At 65.4% G+C, this 19,261-nt stretch carries 19 protein-coding genes; 11 read left to right on the top strand and 8 right to left on the bottom strand.

Translation table 11 applies throughout. The features are described from left to right. Positions 1-78: 78 nt before the first annotated feature. Entirely contained in the window at positions 79-849 is a 771-nt protein-coding gene (locus tag CBI38_RS21245; RefSeq protein WP_109331957.1) for a CPBP family intramembrane glutamic endopeptidase, read from the top strand. A gap of 99 nt (positions 850-948) precedes the next feature. On the opposite strand, the gene CBI38_RS21240 is transcribed toward CBI38_RS21245, so the two are convergent. Further along, positions 949-2,250: a lipase family alpha/beta hydrolase gene (locus CBI38_RS21240; RefSeq protein WP_109331956.1), complete on the bottom strand. Its 1,302-nt coding sequence runs from the start codon at positions 2,248-2,250 to the stop codon at positions 949-951. Between the two features lie 730 nt (positions 2,251-2,980). Between CBI38_RS21240 and CBI38_RS21235 the strand changes: the two genes are divergently transcribed. From CBI38_RS21235 to CBI38_RS21215, 5 genes are all read left to right on the top strand, one after another. Continuing rightward, positions 2,981-3,508 (top strand): OmpA family protein, encoded by a 528-nt coding sequence (locus CBI38_RS21235; RefSeq protein ID WP_230989905.1) that lies wholly within the window; start codon positions 2,981-2,983, stop codon positions 3,506-3,508. A 280-nt stretch (positions 3,509-3,788) separates the two neighbouring features. Next, positions 3,789-5,420 carry an amidohydrolase gene (locus CBI38_RS21230; RefSeq protein ID WP_109331955.1) on the top strand — a complete coding sequence of 544 codons (1,632 nt, stop codon included), beginning with the start codon at positions 3,789-3,791 and terminating at the stop codon, positions 5,418-5,420. Continuing rightward, a complete protein-coding gene (locus CBI38_RS21225) occupies positions 5,417-6,829 on the top strand; it encodes a chloride channel protein (protein ID WP_109331953.1) in 1,413 nt (470 codons plus the stop codon). Before CBI38_RS21230 ends, CBI38_RS21225 begins: the two co-directional genes overlap by 4 nt. A 43-nt stretch (positions 6,830-6,872) precedes the next feature. Beyond that, positions 6,873-7,772 carry a restriction endonuclease gene (locus tag CBI38_RS21220; protein ID WP_109331952.1) on the top strand — a complete coding sequence of 300 codons (900 nt, stop codon included), beginning with the start codon at positions 6,873-6,875 and terminating at the stop codon, positions 7,770-7,772. Positions 7,773-7,932: 160 nt separating this feature from the next. After that, positions 7,933-9,141, top strand: coding sequence for a serine hydrolase domain-containing protein (locus CBI38_RS21215; protein WP_109331951.1), 1,209 nt, complete (start codon positions 7,933-7,935; stop codon positions 9,139-9,141). 9 nt (positions 9,142-9,150) lie between these two features. On the opposite strand, the gene CBI38_RS40140 is transcribed toward CBI38_RS21215, so the two are convergent. Then, entirely contained in the window at positions 9,151-9,273 is a 123-nt protein-coding gene (locus CBI38_RS40140; protein WP_257792430.1) for a hypothetical protein, read from the bottom strand. 315 nt (positions 9,274-9,588) lie between these two features. Between CBI38_RS40140 and CBI38_RS21210 the strand changes: the two genes are divergently transcribed. Next, positions 9,589-10,323, top strand: a complete 735-nt coding sequence (locus CBI38_RS21210) for a DUF1906 domain-containing protein (protein WP_109331950.1) — start codon at positions 9,589-9,591, stop codon at positions 10,321-10,323. Positions 10,324-10,363: 40 nt separating this feature from the next. On the opposite strand, the gene CBI38_RS21205 is transcribed toward CBI38_RS21210, so the two are convergent. Beyond that, complete coding sequence (locus tag CBI38_RS21205; protein ID WP_109331944.1) at positions 10,364-10,867, bottom strand: nuclear transport factor 2 family protein; 504 nt, start codon at positions 10,865-10,867, stop codon at positions 10,364-10,366. A gap of 59 nt (positions 10,868-10,926) precedes the next feature. Continuing rightward, positions 10,927-12,528 (bottom strand): MFS transporter, encoded by a 1,602-nt coding sequence (locus CBI38_RS21200; protein WP_109331943.1) that lies wholly within the window; start codon positions 12,526-12,528, stop codon positions 10,927-10,929. A gap of 128 nt (positions 12,529-12,656) precedes the next feature. Here CBI38_RS21200 and CBI38_RS21195 point away from each other — a divergent pair, with 128 nt between their 5' ends. Then, complete coding sequence (locus CBI38_RS21195; RefSeq protein ID WP_109331940.1) at positions 12,657-13,139, top strand: MarR family winged helix-turn-helix transcriptional regulator; 483 nt, start codon at positions 12,657-12,659, stop codon at positions 13,137-13,139. A 3-nt stretch (positions 13,140-13,142) separates the two neighbouring features. Here CBI38_RS21195 and CBI38_RS21190 read toward each other — a convergent pair whose 3' ends face one another. Both CBI38_RS21190 and CBI38_RS21185 read right to left on the bottom strand, forming a co-directional pair. Then, a complete protein-coding gene (locus tag CBI38_RS21190; RefSeq protein ID WP_109331939.1) occupies positions 13,143-13,481 on the bottom strand; it encodes a hypothetical protein in 339 nt (112 codons plus the stop codon). Between the two features lie 96 nt (positions 13,482-13,577). After that, positions 13,578-14,321, bottom strand: a complete 744-nt coding sequence (locus CBI38_RS21185) for an Rv1157c family protein (protein ID WP_109331925.1) — start codon at positions 14,319-14,321, stop codon at positions 13,578-13,580. Positions 14,322-14,678: 357 nt separating this feature from the next. On the opposite strand from CBI38_RS21185, the gene CBI38_RS21180 reads away from it, so the two are divergent. Beyond that, a complete protein-coding gene (locus CBI38_RS21180; RefSeq protein ID WP_109331924.1) occupies positions 14,679-16,028 on the top strand; it encodes a mannosyltransferase in 1,350 nt (449 codons plus the stop codon). Here the strand turns inward: CBI38_RS21180 and CBI38_RS21175 are convergent. Next, a complete protein-coding gene (locus CBI38_RS21175; RefSeq protein ID WP_109335254.1) occupies positions 15,976-16,260 on the bottom strand; it encodes a 4a-hydroxytetrahydrobiopterin dehydratase in 285 nt (94 codons plus the stop codon). The two genes, CBI38_RS21180 and CBI38_RS21175, sit on opposite strands and share 53 nt — an antisense overlap. Positions 16,261-16,318: 58 nt before the next feature. Here CBI38_RS21175 and CBI38_RS21170 point away from each other — a divergent pair, with 58 nt between their 5' ends. Further along, positions 16,319-16,699 (top strand): (deoxy)nucleoside triphosphate pyrophosphohydrolase, encoded by a 381-nt coding sequence (locus CBI38_RS21170; RefSeq protein WP_109331923.1) that lies wholly within the window; start codon positions 16,319-16,321, stop codon positions 16,697-16,699. Positions 16,700-16,725: 26 nt separating this feature from the next. Here CBI38_RS21170 and CBI38_RS38470 read toward each other — a convergent pair whose 3' ends face one another. Further along, entirely contained in the window at positions 16,726-16,902 is a 177-nt protein-coding gene (locus CBI38_RS38470; protein ID WP_201453443.1) for a hypothetical protein, read from the bottom strand. Between the two features lie 334 nt (positions 16,903-17,236). On the opposite strand from CBI38_RS38470, the gene typA reads away from it, so the two are divergent. Next, entirely contained in the window at positions 17,237-19,144 is a 1,908-nt protein-coding gene (typA, locus tag CBI38_RS21165) for a translational GTPase TypA (RefSeq protein ID WP_109331922.1), read from the top strand. Positions 19,145-19,261: the final 117 nt, after the last annotated feature.

Below are 19,261 nucleotides of genomic sequence, written 5' to 3'. Positions count from 1 at the left end.
AAAGCTGTCACAGGGGTCTCACAGACAAATCCGTACACTTGAATTGATGCGACGACACGAACGACTGCGGCTGACCTCATGACCTCACCAGCTGGCTGTGTGACTGCCGTCGAACCCGGATCCGGCGACGAGCGCGCGGGCAAACCTGTGCTGCACGCCTACCTCGACATCGCGATCGTGGTGATCGTCCTCGCGGCCACCAACCTGATCGCGCACTTCACCACCGTGTGGGCGAGTATCGCGACCGTTCCCGTCTCCGCCGTTGTCCTCCTCGTTCTCACGCGTCGCCGGGGGCTCGGCTGGGCCGAACTCGGACTCTCACCCCGCCACTTGCGGCGTGGTTCGGTGTACGCCCTGGCCGCGATGGCCATCGTCATCGGTGTCGTGGCGATCGGCGCAGCGCTACCCATCACTCGCCCGTTCTTCATGGCCGACCGGTACGCCACCCTCTCCGGGGCACTCATCGCCTCGATGATCGTGATCCCGTTGCAGACCGTCATCCCGGAAGAACTTGCGTTCCGCGGTGTCCTCCACGGAACGTTGGAGCGCGTCTACGGTGCGCGCGGAGTCTTCGCGGCAGGGTCGCTTCTGTTCGGCCTCTGGCACATCGCGTCTTCGCTCGGGTTGACGTCGGGGAACAAGGGACTGTCAGGGGTCCTCGGCGGTGGGCTGCTCGGTCAGATACTCGGCGTTCTCGCCGCGGTCGTGGCCACCGCCGCGGCGGGCGTCGTCTTCACGTGGTTGCGCCGCCGAAGCGGTAGCCTCATCGCGCCCATTGCGCTGCACTGGTCGTTGAACGGCGCAGGCGCGCTTGCGGCCGCCATCGTGTGGCAGACGACGATGGCCTGATCGGCTTCCGAAGCCTGTGAGGCAACACAACCGGTGCTCCGCGGAGTCTGGGAAAACAGACAGCCGACGGCCGGCCCGAGTCGCGTTAACCTGATGCGATCACGACTCCAGTTCGTGACGACCAGAGTCGGCCGGGGGGTTCGGGGGCTTCCCGGCCGACTCCGGTGTCGCGGACGTCAGCCAGCCGAGAAGTTTCTCGTACACCGACTCGTGGTTGAGCATCGTGAAATGGTTAGCGGGGGCCAGGTGCATCCCGTCCTCCTCGCGGAACCCGATCATCCGAGTTCTATTGCGGCCCGATGCGCTCGGCACGAGAACCATGCCGTCACCGAGCAGACGTCCCAGGGGATGCCTGGGACTTCGCGTGATGGTGGCGGAGACGAAGAAGTACATCACGCCCTCGAGCAGGGGCACCTCGTTGCAGGCAGCCGCACGTAGCGCGTCCGGGTCGCGGTCGCGCCAGTCCTCGTCGACCAGCGACCCCTGATTGAGGTCGCGGATACCCGCGCTCCGCCGACGGAGCAGTCCGGATACCGCCCGCGTCTCGGGCAGTGCCGCCAACGCTGCGCTCACGTAGTGCACCGCCTGCTCGAGCGGCGCCCCGAGGTGTGGGGATCCGAGGCTCACGACCTGCCGTACCTGCTGTACCCACGGTCGATCGTCCTGGGCGGCCGCGTAGCAGGCGCTACGAGCGATCAGTCCGCCCATCGAATGCCCGACCAGGGCAATCGACTCGATCTCGACCGGCCACCGCGCAGTCAGCGTGTCGAGAAGTCCGGACAGGGACTTTCCGTTGTCCGAGATGTGGCGTCCTGAGTTGTACCGGATCTGCAGCGCCGTGAACCCGGCATCGGTTTCGAGGCGTTCGCCGTAGGTCGGTCTTCCGCCGAGCGTCCACGCACTCTCGGTTTCCACGAGGCCATGGAGGAAGACGACGATACGTGGGCTCGCCTCGGGAAACGCTGTTGCCAGCGCGCCGCTGTCCAGGGGGATCGCGGCCCCGTCGACACGAACCGCCATCGGTTCCGCGAGGGGGGAGCCCTCCATTTCCAGTGCGTCGCCGATCAGGCCTGAGATGATGGCGATCACCTGAGCGCCGGCTTTGGTCTGCGACGGCGGGACGTTGTCGGAAGTCGGAAGGTCGAGCAGTTGTCCGGCCAGAGCGCCGCCGAGGCGGGCGCTGCTCGCGACGGCGGTGTAGATCGCGTCGGAGAGAGCGTCGTGGAGCAATCGCACTGGTTGCACCGAAGGCCCGAGGCCTGCGCGGATGCCGGCAAAGATGCGGTTCGCGATGGCGCGGTGCATGGACCCGATGCCGTCTGCTGCACCCCCGATCTCGTCGAGGGCCAGCCGGGCGAGCGCCTGTATTTCGGATCGACGCCGCAGCTCGGATTGAATCATGAGGAGTGAGTGTACAGATGTGCACTCAATCTGCCGGGTGAACTGCCGGTCGGCATGCGCAATGCGTAAAGGCGGGGCGTTGAGTGAATTAATCCTCGGCGTAGAAAGTTGATCTTGGGATTTATGCAACTGGTCGTTCGACCAAAATAACCATTAATACTCGATGTTGACGAGTGTTGATGCGTGCGTGCTGTTCCGTTACACGCTTGTGATTTGCGTTCACGTGCACCGATAAGTGCCGAGGAAATGACAAAGCGACGGTGCTCCCCCGAGGAACGGGCGAGCACCGTCGCGTGCTGTCGAGCTAGTTACCAGCGCAAATGGCCAGCCAAGTGGAGCGGATGCCTATGCGGCTTCTTCCGTACCGCTCAGTGCCTCAGCGGAGCCCGAGAAGAAATCGAGGGCACCGACGAGGTCGGAGACTGCGGTGAAGAACTCGGAAAGGAAGGACAGATCCATGCTGATAACTCCTTGCTCGGTCGTGGGAATTTGTGGCGCTGAGCGGGCGCCGTCCACCTTCTTACCGTGATCGAATGGGGATCGCAATTCGAGAGATTGAATTGCGAGGAACGCAAAGTAAATAATCGGTGGCGCCGATGGCATCTCTGGATGGCGTCTCTACGCGTCTCCGGCGGATGTACTCGGACTCGTGCGAATACCACCGCCGAGGGCTCGTACCGCGGCTATCCTCACGAGAAGGCTTCCGGCAATACACACGTATAGGGGATCCATGATGCGCAAGACCCTCGTCAGCGGCATCGCAGTGGCGGCCCTCGCCGTCGTAGGCGCTGCCGGCTGTACCGACGACAGCTCCGATCAGGCCCCGATAGCAACGACGACGACGTCGGCGTCCATGTCGGACCGTATGGAAGGGGCGATGAGCAGCGTGCAGGCCACCGCGTCCTCGGCGGTGAACACGGCCCGCGAGGCCACTCAGAACGCCATCAACTCGGCGATCTCGGCGGTCCCCATCGGCTTCGAATCGGGGTCCGCCGAACTCAATGCCGTCTCCGGCGTGACCATCAACGCGGTGGCCGCCGCGCTGAAAGCCAGCGACAACAAGGTCGAAATCACGGCGTACGCCGCCAACTCGGATGAGGCTGCGGCGGAGGCACTCGCCGAGCAACGCGCCAATGCGGTCGCCGACGCGCTCGCCGCGCAGGGTGTCGATAAAGGCCGGATCTCCGTGAAGGGTACGGCGAACCCCGGCGAGGGAGTGAACGTCGACCAGGCCGACATCACCGTCGAGGGTAACTGACCGGCGATACCAGTGCTCAGTGCATGACGGTGCGGCCGAGCCCCACTCCGACCGGGGCCCGACTCCGGTAGTGCTCCGCTGCGCCGTCTAGTACCGCGCTGCGCCGTCGCCGTGAAACCCATCGGGCAGCGCTCGGGTCATCGCTGTCCGAGACAGGAACTTCTTGCTGCCTATTTCTCCCTATGGCCTGCATCCCGGGTTGTAATCTGAAGTTCCAGTCGACGCTCGCTGCCGGCGTGCGGGCACTCGCCCGCGCCCGGTCTGACGGGAGGGTGCACTGATGGGCACGAACGACGAGAAGGCAGCGGATCTGGTGCTGTTCGGTGACGTGGTCACCATGGACGACACGCGGCCGCGAGCGCAGGCCGTTGCTGTGCGCGACGGGCGGATAGCCGCTGTCGGAAATGACGCCGCGGTGTTCCCGTTGATCGGACCCACCACCGCAACGGTGGACGTGCACCGCGCGTGCATCATGCCGGGGTTCGTCGAGGCCCACGGGCATCCGCTGAACTCGGCCGTCCTGCTCGGCGAGCCCGTGGTGGACATCCGCCCCGTCACCATCGCCGATGCCGACACGGTGGTCGACACCGTCCGCCGGGCCGTCGGCGAGCACCCGGAGGGTGTCGTCCTCAACGGATGGGATCCGCTGCTGCAGAAGGGTTTGCCCGTTCCTACGCGGGAATGGCTCAATTCGGTTGCGCGCGAGACGTCGATGGTGATCCTGCACAACACCGGGCACGTCGCTTACTTCAACGATGTCGCAGCGCGCGACGCCGGGCTCACCCGCGAGACGCCCGACCCCGAAGGGGGAAGTTACGGCAGGGATCCGTCGGGCGAACTCGACGGGTCGGCGTTCGAAGCGCCCGCCGTCATGGCGGTGGCCGCCAACGTGCTCGCCGGCGCTACCGCCCGTCTGCCAGAGCTTCTCGCGGCTGAATGCGCACGAATGAACGCGGTAGGAATCACCACCGTGAGTGAGATGGCGTTCGACCCTCGATTCAGTGCGACGTTGACGGCGATCGCACGGTCCGGTGCGCTCACCACTCGGCTGCGTCTCTATGAGATGTCGAATCCTCAACGAGCCACTGCGGTGTCGCCGGGCGTCGGGAACGATCTTCTCCGGCAGGTGGGTATCAAGATCTGGGCGGACGGGTCTCCGTGGGTCGGCAACGCCGCCACCAGTTTTCCGTACATCGACTCGGAGGTCACCCGGGCACTGGGACTCGCCGGAACACGTGGCAAGGCGAACTACACGGCCGAGGAGGTCCACGACATCAGCAGCCCGTATTTCGAGAAGGGCTGGCAGATTTCGTGTCACGCCAACGGCGACGACGCGGTCACCTTGGTCCTCGACGCGTGGGAGAGAATGCTCACCGAGGCACCGCGCGAAGACCACCGTCTGCGCCTAGAGCACGTAGGCGCGATGCGACCGGAGCAATTCCGCAGAGCAACGGAACTGGGCGTCACCTGCAGCATGTTCGTCGACCATCTCTACTACTGGGGCGACGTCCTCGTCGACGACCTGTTCGGAGCCGAGCGCGGGTCTCGTTGGGCGGCAGCCGCTTCGGCTATCGCGGCCGGTCAGCGTATTTCGTTCCACAACGATGGTCCGGTCACTCCCACGAACCCGTTACGCAACATCACCGACGCGGTCACACGCCGGACGCGGTCGGGCCGCGTCCTCGCACCCGAGGAACGAATTCCCGTCCTCGAGGCGCTGCGAGCGGAGACGATCAACTCGGCATGGCACCTGCGAAGTGAGGATGCCATCGGATCGATCACACTCGGCAAGCACGCCGACCTCGTGGTGCTGTCGGCCAATCCGCTGCGCGTGGACCCGGACGACATCGCGGGTCTCGAGGTGCTCGCCACGATTCTGGAGGGCCGGACGGTCTTCGGAAAGCTGGAGTGACCCGCGTGGCGCACCTGGCGAAGGCCGTGCGGTCGATCCCGACGTCGGTGGCGACGTGGGTCCGGAATGCGAGCTACCTACCGAAGTGGCTCGTGCTGGGATCTATCATCGGCGCAATCGCAGGGTTGGGGGCGGTGGTGTTCTCCGTCGCTCTCGCGGGGGCTACGCATCTGCTCCTCGGTGAACTCGCCGGATATCAGCCCCCGACTGCGGCAGGAGACGGCGGTGCAGCCGGGAGCGGAGAATTCACCCGTCCCTGGGCCGTCCCACTCGTGGTGGCACTGGGCGGGCTTGTCTCCGGAGTGATCGTATTTACCCTGGCGCCGGAGGCTGAAGGGCACGGAACCGATGCGGCGATCGAGGCGTTTCACCGCAATCCGCGGATGATCCGGATCCGCGTCGTCCTGGTCAAGTTGGTCGCTTCCGCGATCACCATCGGGTCGGGCGGGTCGGGCGGCCGTGAGGGGCCGACGGCGCAAATCTCGGCAGGTTTCGGCTCGCTGCTCGCCCGCAAGCTCGACCTGTCCGATCGCGACGGCAGAATCGCTGTCGCGGTGGGCATCGGGTCCGGCATCGGCGCCATCTTCGGTGCGCCGCTCGGAGGGGCGGTGCTGTGTTGCGCGATTCCCTACAAGGACGACTTCGAATACGACGTACTCGTGCCGGGAATGGTCGCCTCGATCGTCAGTTACTCGGTGTTCGGCAGCATCCTCGGTTTCGGGCCGTTGTTCGGTGCGGCCGCGTCGGAGTACACGTTCGAATCCCCCATACAGCTGGTGTGGTTCGCGATCATCGGAATCCTGGCAGGACTGATCGGACTGCTGTACAGCGGGACGTTCTATGCGTTCGTCGACCTGAGCCACCGGCTGCCGGGCAGTCGCATCGTCAAACCGGCGGTCGGGGGGCTACTCGTCGGGCTGATGGCGCTGGCACTTCCCGAGGTGCTCGGCAGCGGATACGGCTGGATCCAGCAATCGATGGCCCGCGTCGACCTCGCGGCCATTCCTCTGTGGGTGGTGCTGTTGCTGCCGTTCGCGAAGATTCTCGCCACCTCGTTGTCCATCGGGTCCGGTGGTTCCGGCGGTATCTTCGGCCCCGGCATGGTGATCGGGGCATTCACCGGTGCCGCGGTGTGGCGCCTGCTCGAACCGATCGTTCCCGGCGTCCCCGACAGTCCGGCGCCGTTCGTCATCGTCGGCATGATGGCCTGCTTCGGCAGCATCGCCCGGGCACCGCTCGCGGTGATGTTGATGGTGGCCGAGATGACAGGCAGCATCGGTGTGCTGGCCCCGGGAATGGTCGCCGTCGCCCTCGCATATCTCATCGTGCGGCGATCCGGAAAGACGATCTACCGGGCACAGCTCGAGAACCGCGAGGAGGCTCGGCAGTTGCAGAATTCGCCGGGGTGAACGGATCGGGGTCCGGTGTGTGGGGGGCCCGGTCGATTCCGGCATGCTTGTCGCCATGACTGTTCAGGTTCCTCGGTACGTCGACCTCCTGTGGCCAGCGCTTCAGGCAGTGATTGCGCTCGGTGGTTCGGCGTCCAACGAAGAACTCGACAACGCGGTCATCGAGCGTGAAGGATTATCGTCCGACGTCCAGGGTGTACTGCACGGAGACGGGCCGAGCACCGAGATCGAATACCGGTTGGCGTGGGCCCGCACCCACCTCAAGGGGATGGGTCTGCTCACGAACAGCCGCCGCGGGGTGTGGAGTGTCACGGAGAAGGGTCGCGAGGTCACCGAAAGTCAGATTCGGCCTCTGCATGCCGAGTCCTCGGCGGAGAACCGCAAGAGGAACGCTGCCCGAAAATCGGCCAAGGCCGCGTCTCGCAGGACCGACGAACCGGAAACGAACATCACCGAAGTCGACACCGATGCCGGCTGGAAAGACGTGCTCCTCGAGACCGTTCTGAAGATGTCGCCGGCCGCGTTCGAACGCCTTACGCAGCGATTGCTGCGCGAAGCGGGGTTCTCGAGCGCATCCGTCACGTGGCGCGGGGGAGAGGGCGACATCGAGGGGCTCGGCGTCTACCAGTTGTCGCTGCTCAGCTTTCCGGTCTTCTTCCAGTGCAAGCGTCACAACGGCAGTGTCGGCGCCGGCGCCGTGCGCGACTTCCGAGGCGCAATGGCTGGTCGGGGCGAGAAGGGGCTACTCATCACCACCGGCACCTTCACCGGTGACGCCCGCACGGAGTCGAAGCGTGACGGAGCACCGCCTATCGATCTCATCGACGGGGATCGGCTGTGTGACCTGCTCAAGGAGCACGCGCTGGGAGTGCAGACCACCACCCGTCTCGTCGAGGACGTAGAGGTCCGCTCGGACTACTTCCGCTCACTCGAACCGAAATAGCAAAAGCGGTGCTCGTGCGCTGTTCAGGCGCATTTTCCGTTGCGGTATGGCCACGAACCGGTCACGTAGGCCGCCAACCGCCACCCGCAGCCTCCGTGGTGTGTACAGAGGAAGTAGGTGTGCACAGTGCTCACGGGAAATGACTGTTAGGACAACAGGCATGACGACCACAACGCCGTGGCCGTTGATCGGCCGAACGGCGCGGCCGCCGGCAGGGATGCTGGTGGACCGGCGCTTCGGAAGGCTCGTGGACCAGTTCTTTCAGCTGTTCCGCGACACGAGGCAGGGCGGCGGCGCCCTGTCGGTCTATCTGCACGGTGAGCCCGTCGTCGACGTCTGGGCGGGCTGGGCCAGCCGGAAGACGCAGTGGAACGGCGACACTGTCACGCTGACCTTCTCCACCGGTAAGGGCGTCGCATCCACGGTGCTACACCGACTGGCGGGGCGCGGCGTCATCGATTACGACGTCCCTATCGCGCAGTACTGGCCCGAGTTCGCAGCGGCGGGTAAGGAGGCGATCACGGTACGCGAGCTGCTGTCGCACCGTGCCGGACTCCATCGGGTTCGCGGCCTGGTACCCGAACCGCTGAGCCTGATGGACCATTCCCTCGTCAGCGCCGCGCTGGCTGCCGCGACCCCCGATCGGCGCAGACTGCGCGCTCCCGGGTATCACGCGGTCACCTTCGGTTCGTTGATCGCCGAAGTGACGTCGCGGGCGTCGGGACAGCCCTTCACCGAGCTGGTGAAAACCGAGATCGCCGAACCGCTCGGGGTGAAGGACTTCTGGTACGCGGTTCCGCTCGACGAACGCGGCCGGATCGCCCGGACCTTTCCGCACATCAACCCGTTCGGTGTCCCCTGGGCCGCGACGTCCTTTGCGATGTCTCGACTTCCGGGACTGCGTAACGTCGCTGATGCCGGAATGCCGGCAGGGTTCGATCTACTCGTCCGCAACCCGGCTGTCCACGACAGTGTGATGCCTGGGTGGAATGGAGTGTTCAGCGCCCGCGCGCTCGCAAAGATGTACGGGGCGTTGGCAAACGGCGGATCGGTGGGCGGCGTCGAGTTCCTCGCGCCCGATGTCGTGACGCAACTCGGTGAGGTGCAGACCACGGGGCGCGATTACGTGCTGGGTCTGCCGATGAATTGGCGTCTCGGCTACCACGCCGGCATGGTGGCGAGACGCACCCAGCCGTCGAAGACGTTCGGGCACTACGGCTTGGGCGGGTCGGGTGCGTTCGCGGACGCGGAGACGGGCCTGTCGATTGCCTTCGTCACGAATCGGCTGGGCAACATGCTCACACCTATTGCCGACCTTCGTCTGCCTAAACTTGGATCGACCGCACTCGCCCTCGCGGCGAAGGCGTAACTCTCTGCCTCAGTGGCGGGCCCGCATCCGGTACCCGAGTTGGCGGGCCCGGAAGTCGAGACCTCCGCCGCCGCTCACGAAGAGTGGAGTGAGCCCGATGGCGATCAGAATCGAGACAACCGCAATGCTCATGACGCACCGCCCTTTCGCGATGGAACGAACTGTCGTGCGAGGCGGCTATGCCCCACAGCCCCCAAGGTAAGTGTTATTGGAAGTAACGTGCAACGTGGGGTCTCTCACGGCGACCCGGCAGGCGGCCGCGCGCCACAACGACGTAGCGCAGTGACGAGGGCGATGTTGCGTCCCGCCAATAGGAGTGTCCAGTGTGACTGATGTCGTCCAAGTGGCTGGCGGGACACCAGTGAGTGTGGTGGAATGCAAACCGAACAACATAGCGACTGAGCAGAAACACTTGTCGACGACACGCCGGGGCGCGACCGATTGGATATGAGGGGCACAGTGCATATTTCTCGACGGGACTTGTTCCGGTATGCGGCCGCGGGGTCGGCCGTAGCCGGAGTGGCCGCACTCACCTCCACCCTGGTGTCGGGCGCGGTGGCGCATGCCGACAGCCTCGGCACACTCATCGACTACTCGGGCGGAGTGCCGTCGGCAGAGGCGATCAGCGCGGCCGGATACGCCGGGGCCATCCGCTACGTGTCGGACCGGCGACCGGGAGCCGAGTGGATGGTGGGGAAGCCGCTCCGCGCCGACGAGGCGAGCGCTCTGCAAGAGGCGGGGTTGTCCGTCGTGTCGTGCTACCAGTTCGGCAAGGGGTCTACGGCGGATTGGCGCGGCGGATTCGAAGCCGGAAAACGTCACGCGGAGCGTGGACTCGAGCTCCACCTTGCCGCCGGAGGTCCCGAGAATCGGCCGATCTATGCATCGATCGACGACAATCCCACGCCGGCAGACTTCCTCACCATGATCGCGCCGTATCTCGCGGGGTGGGAATCGGTGGTAGGCAAGGCGAATACGGGTATCTACGCAAATTCGCCGACGTTGGATCTGGCTATCCTCGCCGGACTCGGGTCGTGGTACTGGCAGCACGACTGGGGCACTCCGGAGGGGTACGTTCACCCGAAAGCTCATCTGCACCAGTACGAAATCGATGCCAGAACTGTCGACGGCGTCGGCATCGACCTCAATGACATTCTCGCGCCCGATTACGGCCAGTGGTGAGCGTTCGGGCTCGCTCCGCCGCTAGCCTGCGCCGAGGCGGCTAGCCAGAGGTTTTCTCGCCCATCCGAACGAGCCACTCGCGAGCGTCGTCGGGGAGTTTTCCCGCGGTTTCCGCTGCGCGGCACCAGTTCTTGGCCGTGGCGAGAAAATTCAGCGGGTTGTACGCGTCTTCTTCCCGCGACCACAGGTTGTGGCCCGCGTAGTGGAGGATCGTGATGTTGGCGGCCGCGTGCACTGAACCGTCTCCGGGATCTTCCATAGGATTGTCGATCTCACAGATCACCCACCCGCGTTCTTCGTCGAGCACGTGCCAGTTCGCGGGAAACTGTGTCATCCGGCTGCCGGGAAACGTCGACATGGTCCGCGTGACCCATGCCCGGATGGCCTCGCGGCCCTCGAAATTCCCGAACGCGTGCTCCGCGTAAGTCGCGTCCTCTGTGAACAGATCGGCGAAGCCGTTCCAATCCCCGAGCTCGACGCACCGGCTGACCGTTCGCTGGTAGTGCGCAAATGCGTCGTTCAGTTCGGCCCGACTCCACGACATCCCCGTGTCCTTCCCTCATGGCGCCCGTAGGGGTGCGCCTACGGAAATGAGAACACGTTTCAGTCGCTTTGTGGGAAAGTTTCCGCTGGGCGAGATGCTGGGTGAAACGCTCGGCGAGCCGGCGCCGATGCATCAGGTGTCACTTCATTCACTTCGACACCGGGAGTTGCACTATGGATCTGCTCATCGATTTCGGCTACACGATCGCCTCCGTCCTCTACACCGCGTTCTTCGTCAACGGGTCGTAGGTCCTTCCTGGGCGACGGGATCAGCCACGCGAGAACCAGTGTGACCATCGAGGCGATGATCGAGGCGATGAACCCGGCGCGGAAAGCGTCGAGCGACGGGATGACCGCCGTGCCGACGGTGACCGTCATTCCCGCGAGGATCACGCTGACGACGGCTGCCGACGTGGATGTGCCGATCGACCGCATCAGCGAATTCAATCCGTTGGCCGCCGCCGATTCCGTGATGGGAACCGCACTCATGATCAGGGCGGGCATGGCGGAGTACGACAGGCCGATGCCCGCGCCGATCACCATTCCGGCGAGCAGGACCTGCCAGACCGCGGACGCCGCCACGTACGCCACCGCGTAACCGAGGCCGATCACCACGGCGCCGGTCATCAGGGTCACCCTCGGTCCCCGCCAGGCGGAGAGGCGCGCCGATACCGGGGACAGCGCCATCATGACCAGGCCGCCGGGGGCGAGAACCAGGCCCGCGGTGATCATCGACAGGCCGAACCCGTAACCGGTCGATTGCGGAGCCATCAACAACTGGGGGAACGAGAGGGAGGTGCCGTACATCGCGAAGCCGACGGCAACCGAGGCAAGGTTGGTGAACAGGACCGGAGGTCGTGCGCTCACGCGGAGATCGATCAGGGGTGCGGCGGTCCGTAGCTCGAGGAACCCCCACAGGAGTAGGCTCACGAACGACGCCGCGAACAGTCCTAGCGTCTGCCCGCTCGCCCATCCCCAGTCGTCGCCCTTCGTGATGGGCAGCAGGAACGTGACGAGAACGACGCTAAGGCCGACAGCTCCGAGGAAGTCGAAGCGGCCGGGCCGCCGCACGGGCGATTCGGGAATGACGAGCAAGGTCAGGGCGATACAGGCGCAGCCGAGAACGGCGGATACGACGAACAGCATGTGCCAATCGGTGTAGTGCGCGATGGTCGCGGCGATGGGCAATCCCACGGCGCCCCCGACTCCGAGGGTCGCGCTCATCACCGCCATCGCGCCGCCGACCCTTTTCGGCGGGAGCACGTCGCGAAGGATGGCGATTCCTAGTGGGATCGCGCCGATGGCCGCACCCTGGAGGGCACGACCCGTCACCATCGGAATCAATGAGGAGGCCATCGCGCACACCGCCGATCCGAGCACCAGCAGTGTGAGGCTTCCGATCAGGGCGCGGCGTTTGCCGAACATGTCACCCAGTCGACCGCTGATCGGCGTGACGACGGCGGCGACGAGCAAAGTCGCCGTGACTGCCCAGGACGTATTCGCCGCACTCGCCCCCAGGAGGTGGGGCAATTCGGGAATGATCGGTATGACGAGCGTCTGCATGAGCGCCACCACGATCCCGCACGAGCCGAGGACGGCGAGGATGAGCGGCGGTGCGTGCCGCCGGCTTCGGATACCGGCGTTCGGCGGTGGAACGGACATCGACAGACACCTCCCGGGGTGTACAGGTTCGGCGCGACGCGTTCACGACACCAGAGATGTGTACCCTACACATCGTGTGTATCGTGCACAACGCTGTCGATCGGGCAGGATGAAGGAAACTTCGGGAGGTGACGGTGTCCGATCGCGAGGCGGTGACGGCCGACATCGAGAACGAGCTGACCTTGTTGTCGAGGCACTACGTGCATTCCCAACGGGCGGGATTGCAGATCGATCGCTCGGCCTACCTGTTACTCAGCCGCCTCGAACTGGAGCATCCGGTCACTCTCAAAGAGCTTTCGGAGGCGTTCCGCCTCGACATCTCGACGATCAACCGGCAGATCGGGGCACTGCTGCGGCGAGGACTGGTGGAGCGCGTTCCCGATCCCGATGGGGGAATGGCGCGGAAGGTGCAGGCCACCGATCTCGGGCTCGAGCACCTGCGCAGTGATCGACAGCTGAGTCGTAGCGGCGTGGAACGGGTGATCGGCGGATGGAGCGACGGCGATCGTGAAGAGTTGCGTCGACTGCTGTCGAAGTTCAACGCGGAGGTAGAGAACTTGGAAGGCCGGAGCTGGCCCCGCCGGTCGAAGGAAGGGCGGCCGGGGTCGTAGCGCTCAGGACTGCACGTGCGCGGTCGCGTCCCGGGCAAGGTCCGGTTCTTCGGCGATGACCGTGAGTTGGGGATGCTCCTGAGGTGACTCGTGCCATCCCCGCCAGGACATCAGGGACCAGCCCGAGAGTCCGGACAGGGCAGAGCCCAGGCTGGCGAACGAGCCCGTGCTCAGCACCGACCCGATCGAGCCGGCCGACCCTATCGACAGGACCGAGCCGACGCTGCCGATCGACAGAACCGAGTAGGCCGACCCGATCGAGAGGATGGACCCTTCCGAGCGAATCGACAGTATCGATCGGTGGGCGTGCCGAGAACGGCGGAAGGAGTGCTTGGAGGGCATTCCTCGGTCTACCACGCTGGTGTCGTCGGCACACGGTGATCGGGCTGAACCGACGAAAAGGCCCCCGGAAGTCCGGGGGCCTTTCGCGAAGAACTGCTATGCGACGCGGAACATGCCCACGGTCGGCAGGAAGCTGCACGTGATGGGTGCCGCCCCTTCCTTCTGCGTGGTGAGTCCGCCGGAGATGACGGCGATGACGCGACCGGGGCCGGTGTCGGCAATCGCGGACAGAGTGGCAGGGCCGTCGGGGTTGATGCGTGCCTCGTTGGTGAGGTTCTGCGTCTCGCGGCGCTGGTTGTCCAGGTTGATCCACGTGACGGTCAGCGGATTGGGCTGCTCGGCAGCGACCGCACTGGTTCCGAGCGCCGTGAACACGAAGCCGGCTTGTCCGGCCGCAGGTCCGGGCGGCGGGAGCTGCGCGGGTCCGGGCACGGCGAGTGCGGTGCCGACGGAATCGGCGCCCTCTCCGATGCAGCCCTTACCGAGCGTCGGGTACAGGAACTGGGCGATGACGGGTGCGTTGTCCTGCGGGATTTCGGGTCCGCCGCCACCGCTGCCGTCGAGGAACGTGATGACGCGCTCGAGGGTGGACTTGATCTCGGGAGGAATGCCGGGAGACTCGAGAAGGTTGCGTGCCTGCGCGAGAAGTTCGGCCTGCGGGCCTGCAGCGATGTCTTCGGTACCAGCGGCTGCGCCGATGATCGCGGGAGCAAACGATGCGAGCATCTCCACAGGCATGCCCTCGGGCACGGGCGGCGGCGTCGGCTGCGCGGATACCTGTACCGGCACTGCCATCGCTGCTGCTGCGGCAATTGCGAAAGCAGTAAATGCCCTGCGCATACCTCGGGTTCGAAGCACAGTCTCCCCATCCTTGTCATAACAGCGTGAACGACAATCCAATCCACGTCTTACGGCTCGGGGGGCCACTCTATGTACAGCGCCCCCGGGTTGTACAGCTGACGAGTGCATCCCCGTGGTAGCTGCGGCGCCCCGGTGGGAGTGTATGGCATGGTGACCCCGGCGGTGATCCTTCCCGGAACCATAGCCTGTGGCTGGTGTGATCAGTGATGATGGTGATGCAACTGTTACGCGCTGCTACGGACAGAGCGGAGCGTATGTGGCCGGGCGTCTACGCTGTGCGGGACCGTTTCGGGATCGGCTGAGACGTCTACACACCTCACGGGAGAGCGCCACACTGTGTCCGACCAAGCAGCGTCCCACGAAGGAGCGTCCGACGAAGGAGCGTCCCACGAAGGAGCGTCCGACGGCGGAGCGGACTCCGAGGACCCGTCTTCTCCCTCGTCACAACGTGTTTCCGCAAGCCGCGCGCTGTTGCGCTGGGCGCCTGTGCTTCTCGCGTTGTCGGTGCTCGGACGGATGGCGTGGACACTGCTGAGCCCCAACGGGATGAACCTCGTCGACTTACACGTCTACGTCGACGGTTCGGAGGCTCTCGGCGGTGGCAACCTGTACGACTTCACCTATTCGGAAGTGACACCGGACTTTCCACTGCCGTTCACATACCCACCCTTCGCGGCGCTCGTCTTCTTTCCCCTGCACTTCCTGCCATTCACCCTGGTCGGCGTCTGTTGGCAGTTGCTCACCATCCTCGCGCTGTATGCGTTGGCCCGCATGAGTTTGAGTCTCGTGCTCGGCGCGGCGGCCCGTCGACCCCACTGGCGGACGGTGGCACTTCTGTGGACGACGGTGGGCGTCTGGCTGGAGCCGGTGCGCACCACGCTCGACTACGGGCAGATCAATGTCTTCCTCGCCTTGCTCGTGATGACTGCGGTACGTAGTTCACGGTGGTGGCTGTCGGGTGCGCTCGTCGGCTTCGCGGCGGGCATCAAACTGACCCCGGCCATCACGGGGTTGTACTTTCTGCTCCAGCGCAGGTGGAAAGCGGCAGTCTTCTCGGGCGTCGCCTTCGCGGCGACCGTCGGCCTCAGCTATCTCTTGATCGGTTCCGAGGCCCGCGAGTACTTCACCCACCTGCTCGGGGACGCAGATCGCATCGGTCCGGTGGGTTCGGTATGGAACCAGTCTCTGCGCGGGGCGTTGTCGAGGCTGCTCGGGTACGACGTCGGAACGGGTGCAGTCTGGGTGGTGGGAGTCGCGCTCACCGTGGTCCTCGCGGTGCTCGCCTGGCGCGCGCTCGCCCGCGACGACAGGTTGGGCACACTCGTCGTCGTGGAGCTGCTGGGACTGCTCGTGTCCCCGATCTCGTGGTCACACCACTGGGTATGGGTGATCCCGATGCTGATCTGGCTTCTTCACGGCCCCTACGGATCGATGTTCGGTACCCGGGTCGTCGCGGGGTACTGGCTCGTCACGACGCTGATCGGGGTGCCGTGGGTCCTGAGCTTCTTCCAGGACTCGATCTGGCTCATCTCACGGCCTGCGGTGCTCGCGTGGCTCGGCACCGTCGACGTGGTGGGCGCATTCGCCGTGTATGCCTGGATTGCCTGGGCGGGCAGACGGGCGAAGCTGACGCCTACCCTGCCAGCACGTCGATCTGTGCAGCGAGATCCAGATCGAGCTGTGTGATCCCCCCGGCCGAGTGGGTCGACAAGGTGTAGGTGACCTTGCGCCACCGGATGTCGATGTCGGGATGGTGGTTGGCGGCCTCGGCGGCCGCGGCAACCTTGCGGACCAGTTCGATCGCGTCGATGAAGCTCGGCGACTCGATGGTGCGGACCAGGGAGTCGCCGGTGCGCCGCCACTCGGGCAGTCCGGCGAGCCCGGCATCGATACTTCCGTCTGACAGCAACTCGGTCATACCCCATGATGGTGCGGTGCCGACGGAACCTGCAAGACCCGCCACGAACAACGGCGAAGTGGTGGCTGCGGCGATCATCGTCGACGGACGCCTCCTACTCGCCCAGCGGACGCGACCGCCCGAGCTGGCGGGCCTGTGGGAACTGCCGGGCGGCAAGGCCGAAGCAGGGGAGACGGCCGAGGACGCGCTCCGGCGGGAACTGCGAGAAGAACTCGGCGTCGAGGTAGCAGGGGGCACGAGGGTAGGGGGCGACGTGCCCCTTCCCGACGGGCGCGTGCTCCGCGCCTACCGGGTGGACCTGGTGTCGGGAACACCGTCCGCGCTCGACCATGCCGAGCTGCGATGGGTGAACGGCCGAGAGCTCGTGGAGATCGACCTGGTCGGCAACGATCAGGGATGGGTGCCGGACCTGCGTCCGTACCTCGACAGTGGAAACTGAGGACAACGGTCGATCGGGCCGCCGGCTCAGGTCTTACGGGCCTTCACGAGGCCCTTCTTCAGTTCCTTCTTGGAGGCGCCTTCGTTCTCGAGCTTCTTCATCCGCATGATGACCACCGGGCACTTGAGGCAACGCTTCTTGCTGCGGCAGCACTTCTTCTTCGGCTTGAGGCCCGAGACCTCGGTGGCCTTGATCTTGCCCATGCTCGGCTCGGCCTCCCTAGCTCTGACGGAACACCGGATGCGACGCTCGACCCAGGCTAGCGTGGCCGCGACTTCGTCCGCTGTCGACCTGGAACCGGCTCGCACACCGCGTGGCGCAGATCACTTTACGCTGGTGCCCGATGCCCCTCGACGTCCGCGATGCGCGGAACCGGGCCGCGGGCGGGTAGTATTTACGTGGCCGCGATGCCTGTATGAGCGATTTTGCCATCGCCTCGACGAGGGATTTCTGAATCAGGATGACAATGCGGCCGCCAGAAGGTCGTGCGAGTGAACTTTCGCGTGGCCGAATCAACTCAGCCAGGAGAGCCATCGCGTGACCATCACCAGCTTCCGTAACGTTGCCATCGTCGCACACGTCGACCACGGCAAGACCACTCTCGTCGACGCCATGCTGCGCCAATCGGGGGCTTTCGAGGAGCGCGCCGAGCTGGTCGATCGCGTCATGGACTCCGGCGACCTCGAGCGCGAGAAGGGCATCACCATCCTCGCGAAGAACACTGCTGTCCACAAGCACCATGCCGACGGCAGCGTCACCGTGATCAACGTGATCGACACCCCGGGCCACGCCGACTTCGGTGGTGAGGTCGAGCGCGGCCTGTCCATGGTCGACGGTGTCGTCCTGCTCGTCGACGCCTCCGAGGGCCCGCTGCCGCAGACTCGGTTCGTGCTCCGCAAGGCCCTCGCAGCCTCGCTGCCCGTGATCCTCGTGGTCAACAAGACCGACCGCCCCGATGCCCGCATCGAAGAGGTCGTCTCCGAGAGTCACGACCTGCTTCTCGACCTCGCCTCGGACCTCGACGACGAGGCCGCGGAAGCCGCCGAACTCGCGCTCGACCTCCCGGTCCTCTACGCCTCCGGCCGTGAGGGCAAGGCGTCCAAGAGTCAGCCCGAGAACGGTCACGCACCGGACGCCGAGAACCTCGACGCCCTGTTCGACGTGCTTCTGAACTACGTTCCCGCACCCAAGGGCAACGTCGACGCGCCGCTGCAGGCTCACGTCACCAACCTCGACGCCTCCGCATTCCTGGGCCGCCTCGCGCTGGTGCGCATCCACAACGGCGAGCTGACCAAGGGTCAGACCGTCTCCTGGTGCCGTGAGGTGGACGGCGAGCCCGTCGTCACCAAGGCCAAGATCACCGAATTGCTCGCGACCAAGGGCGTCGAGCGTCAGCCTGCCGAGAGGGCAGTTGCCGGGGACATCGTCGCCGTCGCCGGTTTCCCCGACATCATGATCGGTGACACGCTCGCCGATCTGGAAAACCCTGTCCCGCTGCCTCGGATCACCGTCGACCAGCCCGCCATCTCGGTCACCATCGGCACCAACACGTCGCCGCTCGTCGGCCGGGTCAGTGGGCACAAGCTCACCGCCCGCATGGTGAAGTCCCGCCTCGACCAGGAGCTCGTCGGCAACGTCTCGCTCAAGGTCCTCGACATCGGTCGCCCCGACGCCTGGGAGGTGCAGGGCCGTGGTGAACTCGCCCTCGCCATTCTCGTCGAGCAGATGCGCCGCGAAGGCTTCGAGCTGACCGTCGGCAAGCCGCAGGTGGTCACCCGTCAGGTCGACGGCAAGGTGCACGAGCCCTTCGAGGAGCTCACCATCGACAGCCCGGAGGAGTACCTCGGTGCCATCACCCAGCTGCTGGCCAACCGCAAGGGCAAGATGGTCCAGATGGCGAACCACGGTGCAGGCTGGGTTCGGATGGAGTTCATCGTCCCGTCGCGTGGCCTCATCGGTTTCCGCACCGACTTCCTCACCGAGACCCGCGGTACCGGCATCGCCAATGCGGTGTTCCACGGTTATGCACCGTGGGCCGGCGAGATCCGGGCACGCCACACCGGTTCGCTCGTCTCGGACCGCACCGGCACCGTCACCCCGTTCGCGATGATCCAGCTGGCCGATCGCGGCACCTTCTTCGTCGAGCCGGGTGCCGATACCTACGAGGGCATGGTCGTGGGCATCAACCCGCGCCAGGAGGACCTCGACATCAACGTCACCCGCGAGAAGAAGCTGACCAACATGCGTCAGTCCTCCGCCGACGTGATGGAGACCCTCGCCAAGCCCATCAAGCTCGAACTCGAGGGCGCCATGGAGTTCTGCGCCGGCGACGAGTGCGTCGAGGTCACCCCGGAGGTCGTGCGGGTGCGCAAGGTGCACCTGTCGGCCACCGACCGCGCCCGTGAGCGTTCGCGTTCCAAGGCCCGCGACAAGGCGGCCCTCTAGGTCCCGCGTCCGACCACGTAAGACACAACGGGCGAATGTACCTTCGGTCGATCGCCGACCGAAGGTACATTCGCTCGAGGGTTTCCGGAGCCTTCCGGTATCTCTGAGGAAAGGCGG

Source organism: Rhodococcus oxybenzonivorans (genome assembly GCF_003130705.1).
In the GTDB taxonomy this organism is placed as follows: Bacteria; Actinomycetota; Actinomycetes; order Mycobacteriales; family Mycobacteriaceae; genus Rhodococcus_F; species Rhodococcus_F oxybenzonivorans.
The sequence above is the reverse complement of the archived record's forward strand: the minus strand, read 5'-3'. Positions and strand labels throughout refer to the sequence as shown.

Excerpts from the sequence above, each read along its gene's own strand:
- CBI38_RS21210 (WP_109331950.1), top strand. The coding sequence starts at position 9,589 with ATGAGGGGCACAGTGCATATTTCTCGACGGGACTTGTTCCGGTATGCG.
- CBI38_RS21245 (WP_109331957.1), top strand. The coding sequence starts at position 79 with ATGACCTCACCAGCTGGCTGTGTGACTGCCGTCGAACCCGGATCCGGC.
- CBI38_RS21200 (WP_109331943.1), bottom strand. The coding sequence starts at position 12,528 with ATGTCCGTTCCACCGCCGAACGCCGGTATCCGAAGCCGGCGGCACGCA.
- CBI38_RS21235 (WP_230989905.1), top strand. The coding sequence starts at position 2,981 with ATGATGCGCAAGACCCTCGTCAGCGGCATCGCAGTGGCGGCCCTCGCC.
- CBI38_RS38470 (WP_201453443.1), bottom strand. The coding sequence starts at position 16,902 with ATGGGCAAGATCAAGGCCACCGAGGTCTCGGGCCTCAAGCCGAAGAAG.
- CBI38_RS21215 (WP_109331951.1), top strand. The coding sequence starts at position 7,933 with ATGACGACCACAACGCCGTGGCCGTTGATCGGCCGAACGGCGCGGCCG.
- CBI38_RS21220 (WP_109331952.1), top strand. The coding sequence starts at position 6,873 with ATGCTTGTCGCCATGACTGTTCAGGTTCCTCGGTACGTCGACCTCCTG.
- CBI38_RS40140 (WP_257792430.1), bottom strand. The coding sequence starts at position 9,273 with ATGAGCATTGCGGTTGTCTCGATTCTGATCGCCATCGGGCTCACTCCA.
- CBI38_RS21190 (WP_109331939.1), bottom strand. The coding sequence starts at position 13,481 with ATGCCCTCCAAGCACTCCTTCCGCCGTTCTCGGCACGCCCACCGATCG.
- CBI38_RS21175 (WP_109335254.1), bottom strand. The coding sequence starts at position 16,260 with ATGACCGAGTTGCTGTCAGACGGAAGTATCGATGCCGGGCTCGCCGGA.
- CBI38_RS21205 (WP_109331944.1), bottom strand. The coding sequence starts at position 10,867 with ATGTCGTGGAGTCGGGCCGAACTGAACGACGCATTTGCGCACTACCAG.
- CBI38_RS21240 (WP_109331956.1), bottom strand. The coding sequence starts at position 2,250 with ATGATTCAATCCGAGCTGCGGCGTCGATCCGAAATACAGGCGCTCGCC.
- CBI38_RS21185 (WP_109331925.1), bottom strand. The coding sequence starts at position 14,321 with ATGCGCAGGGCATTTACTGCTTTCGCAATTGCCGCAGCAGCAGCGATG.
- CBI38_RS21230 (WP_109331955.1), top strand. The coding sequence starts at position 3,789 with ATGGGCACGAACGACGAGAAGGCAGCGGATCTGGTGCTGTTCGGTGAC.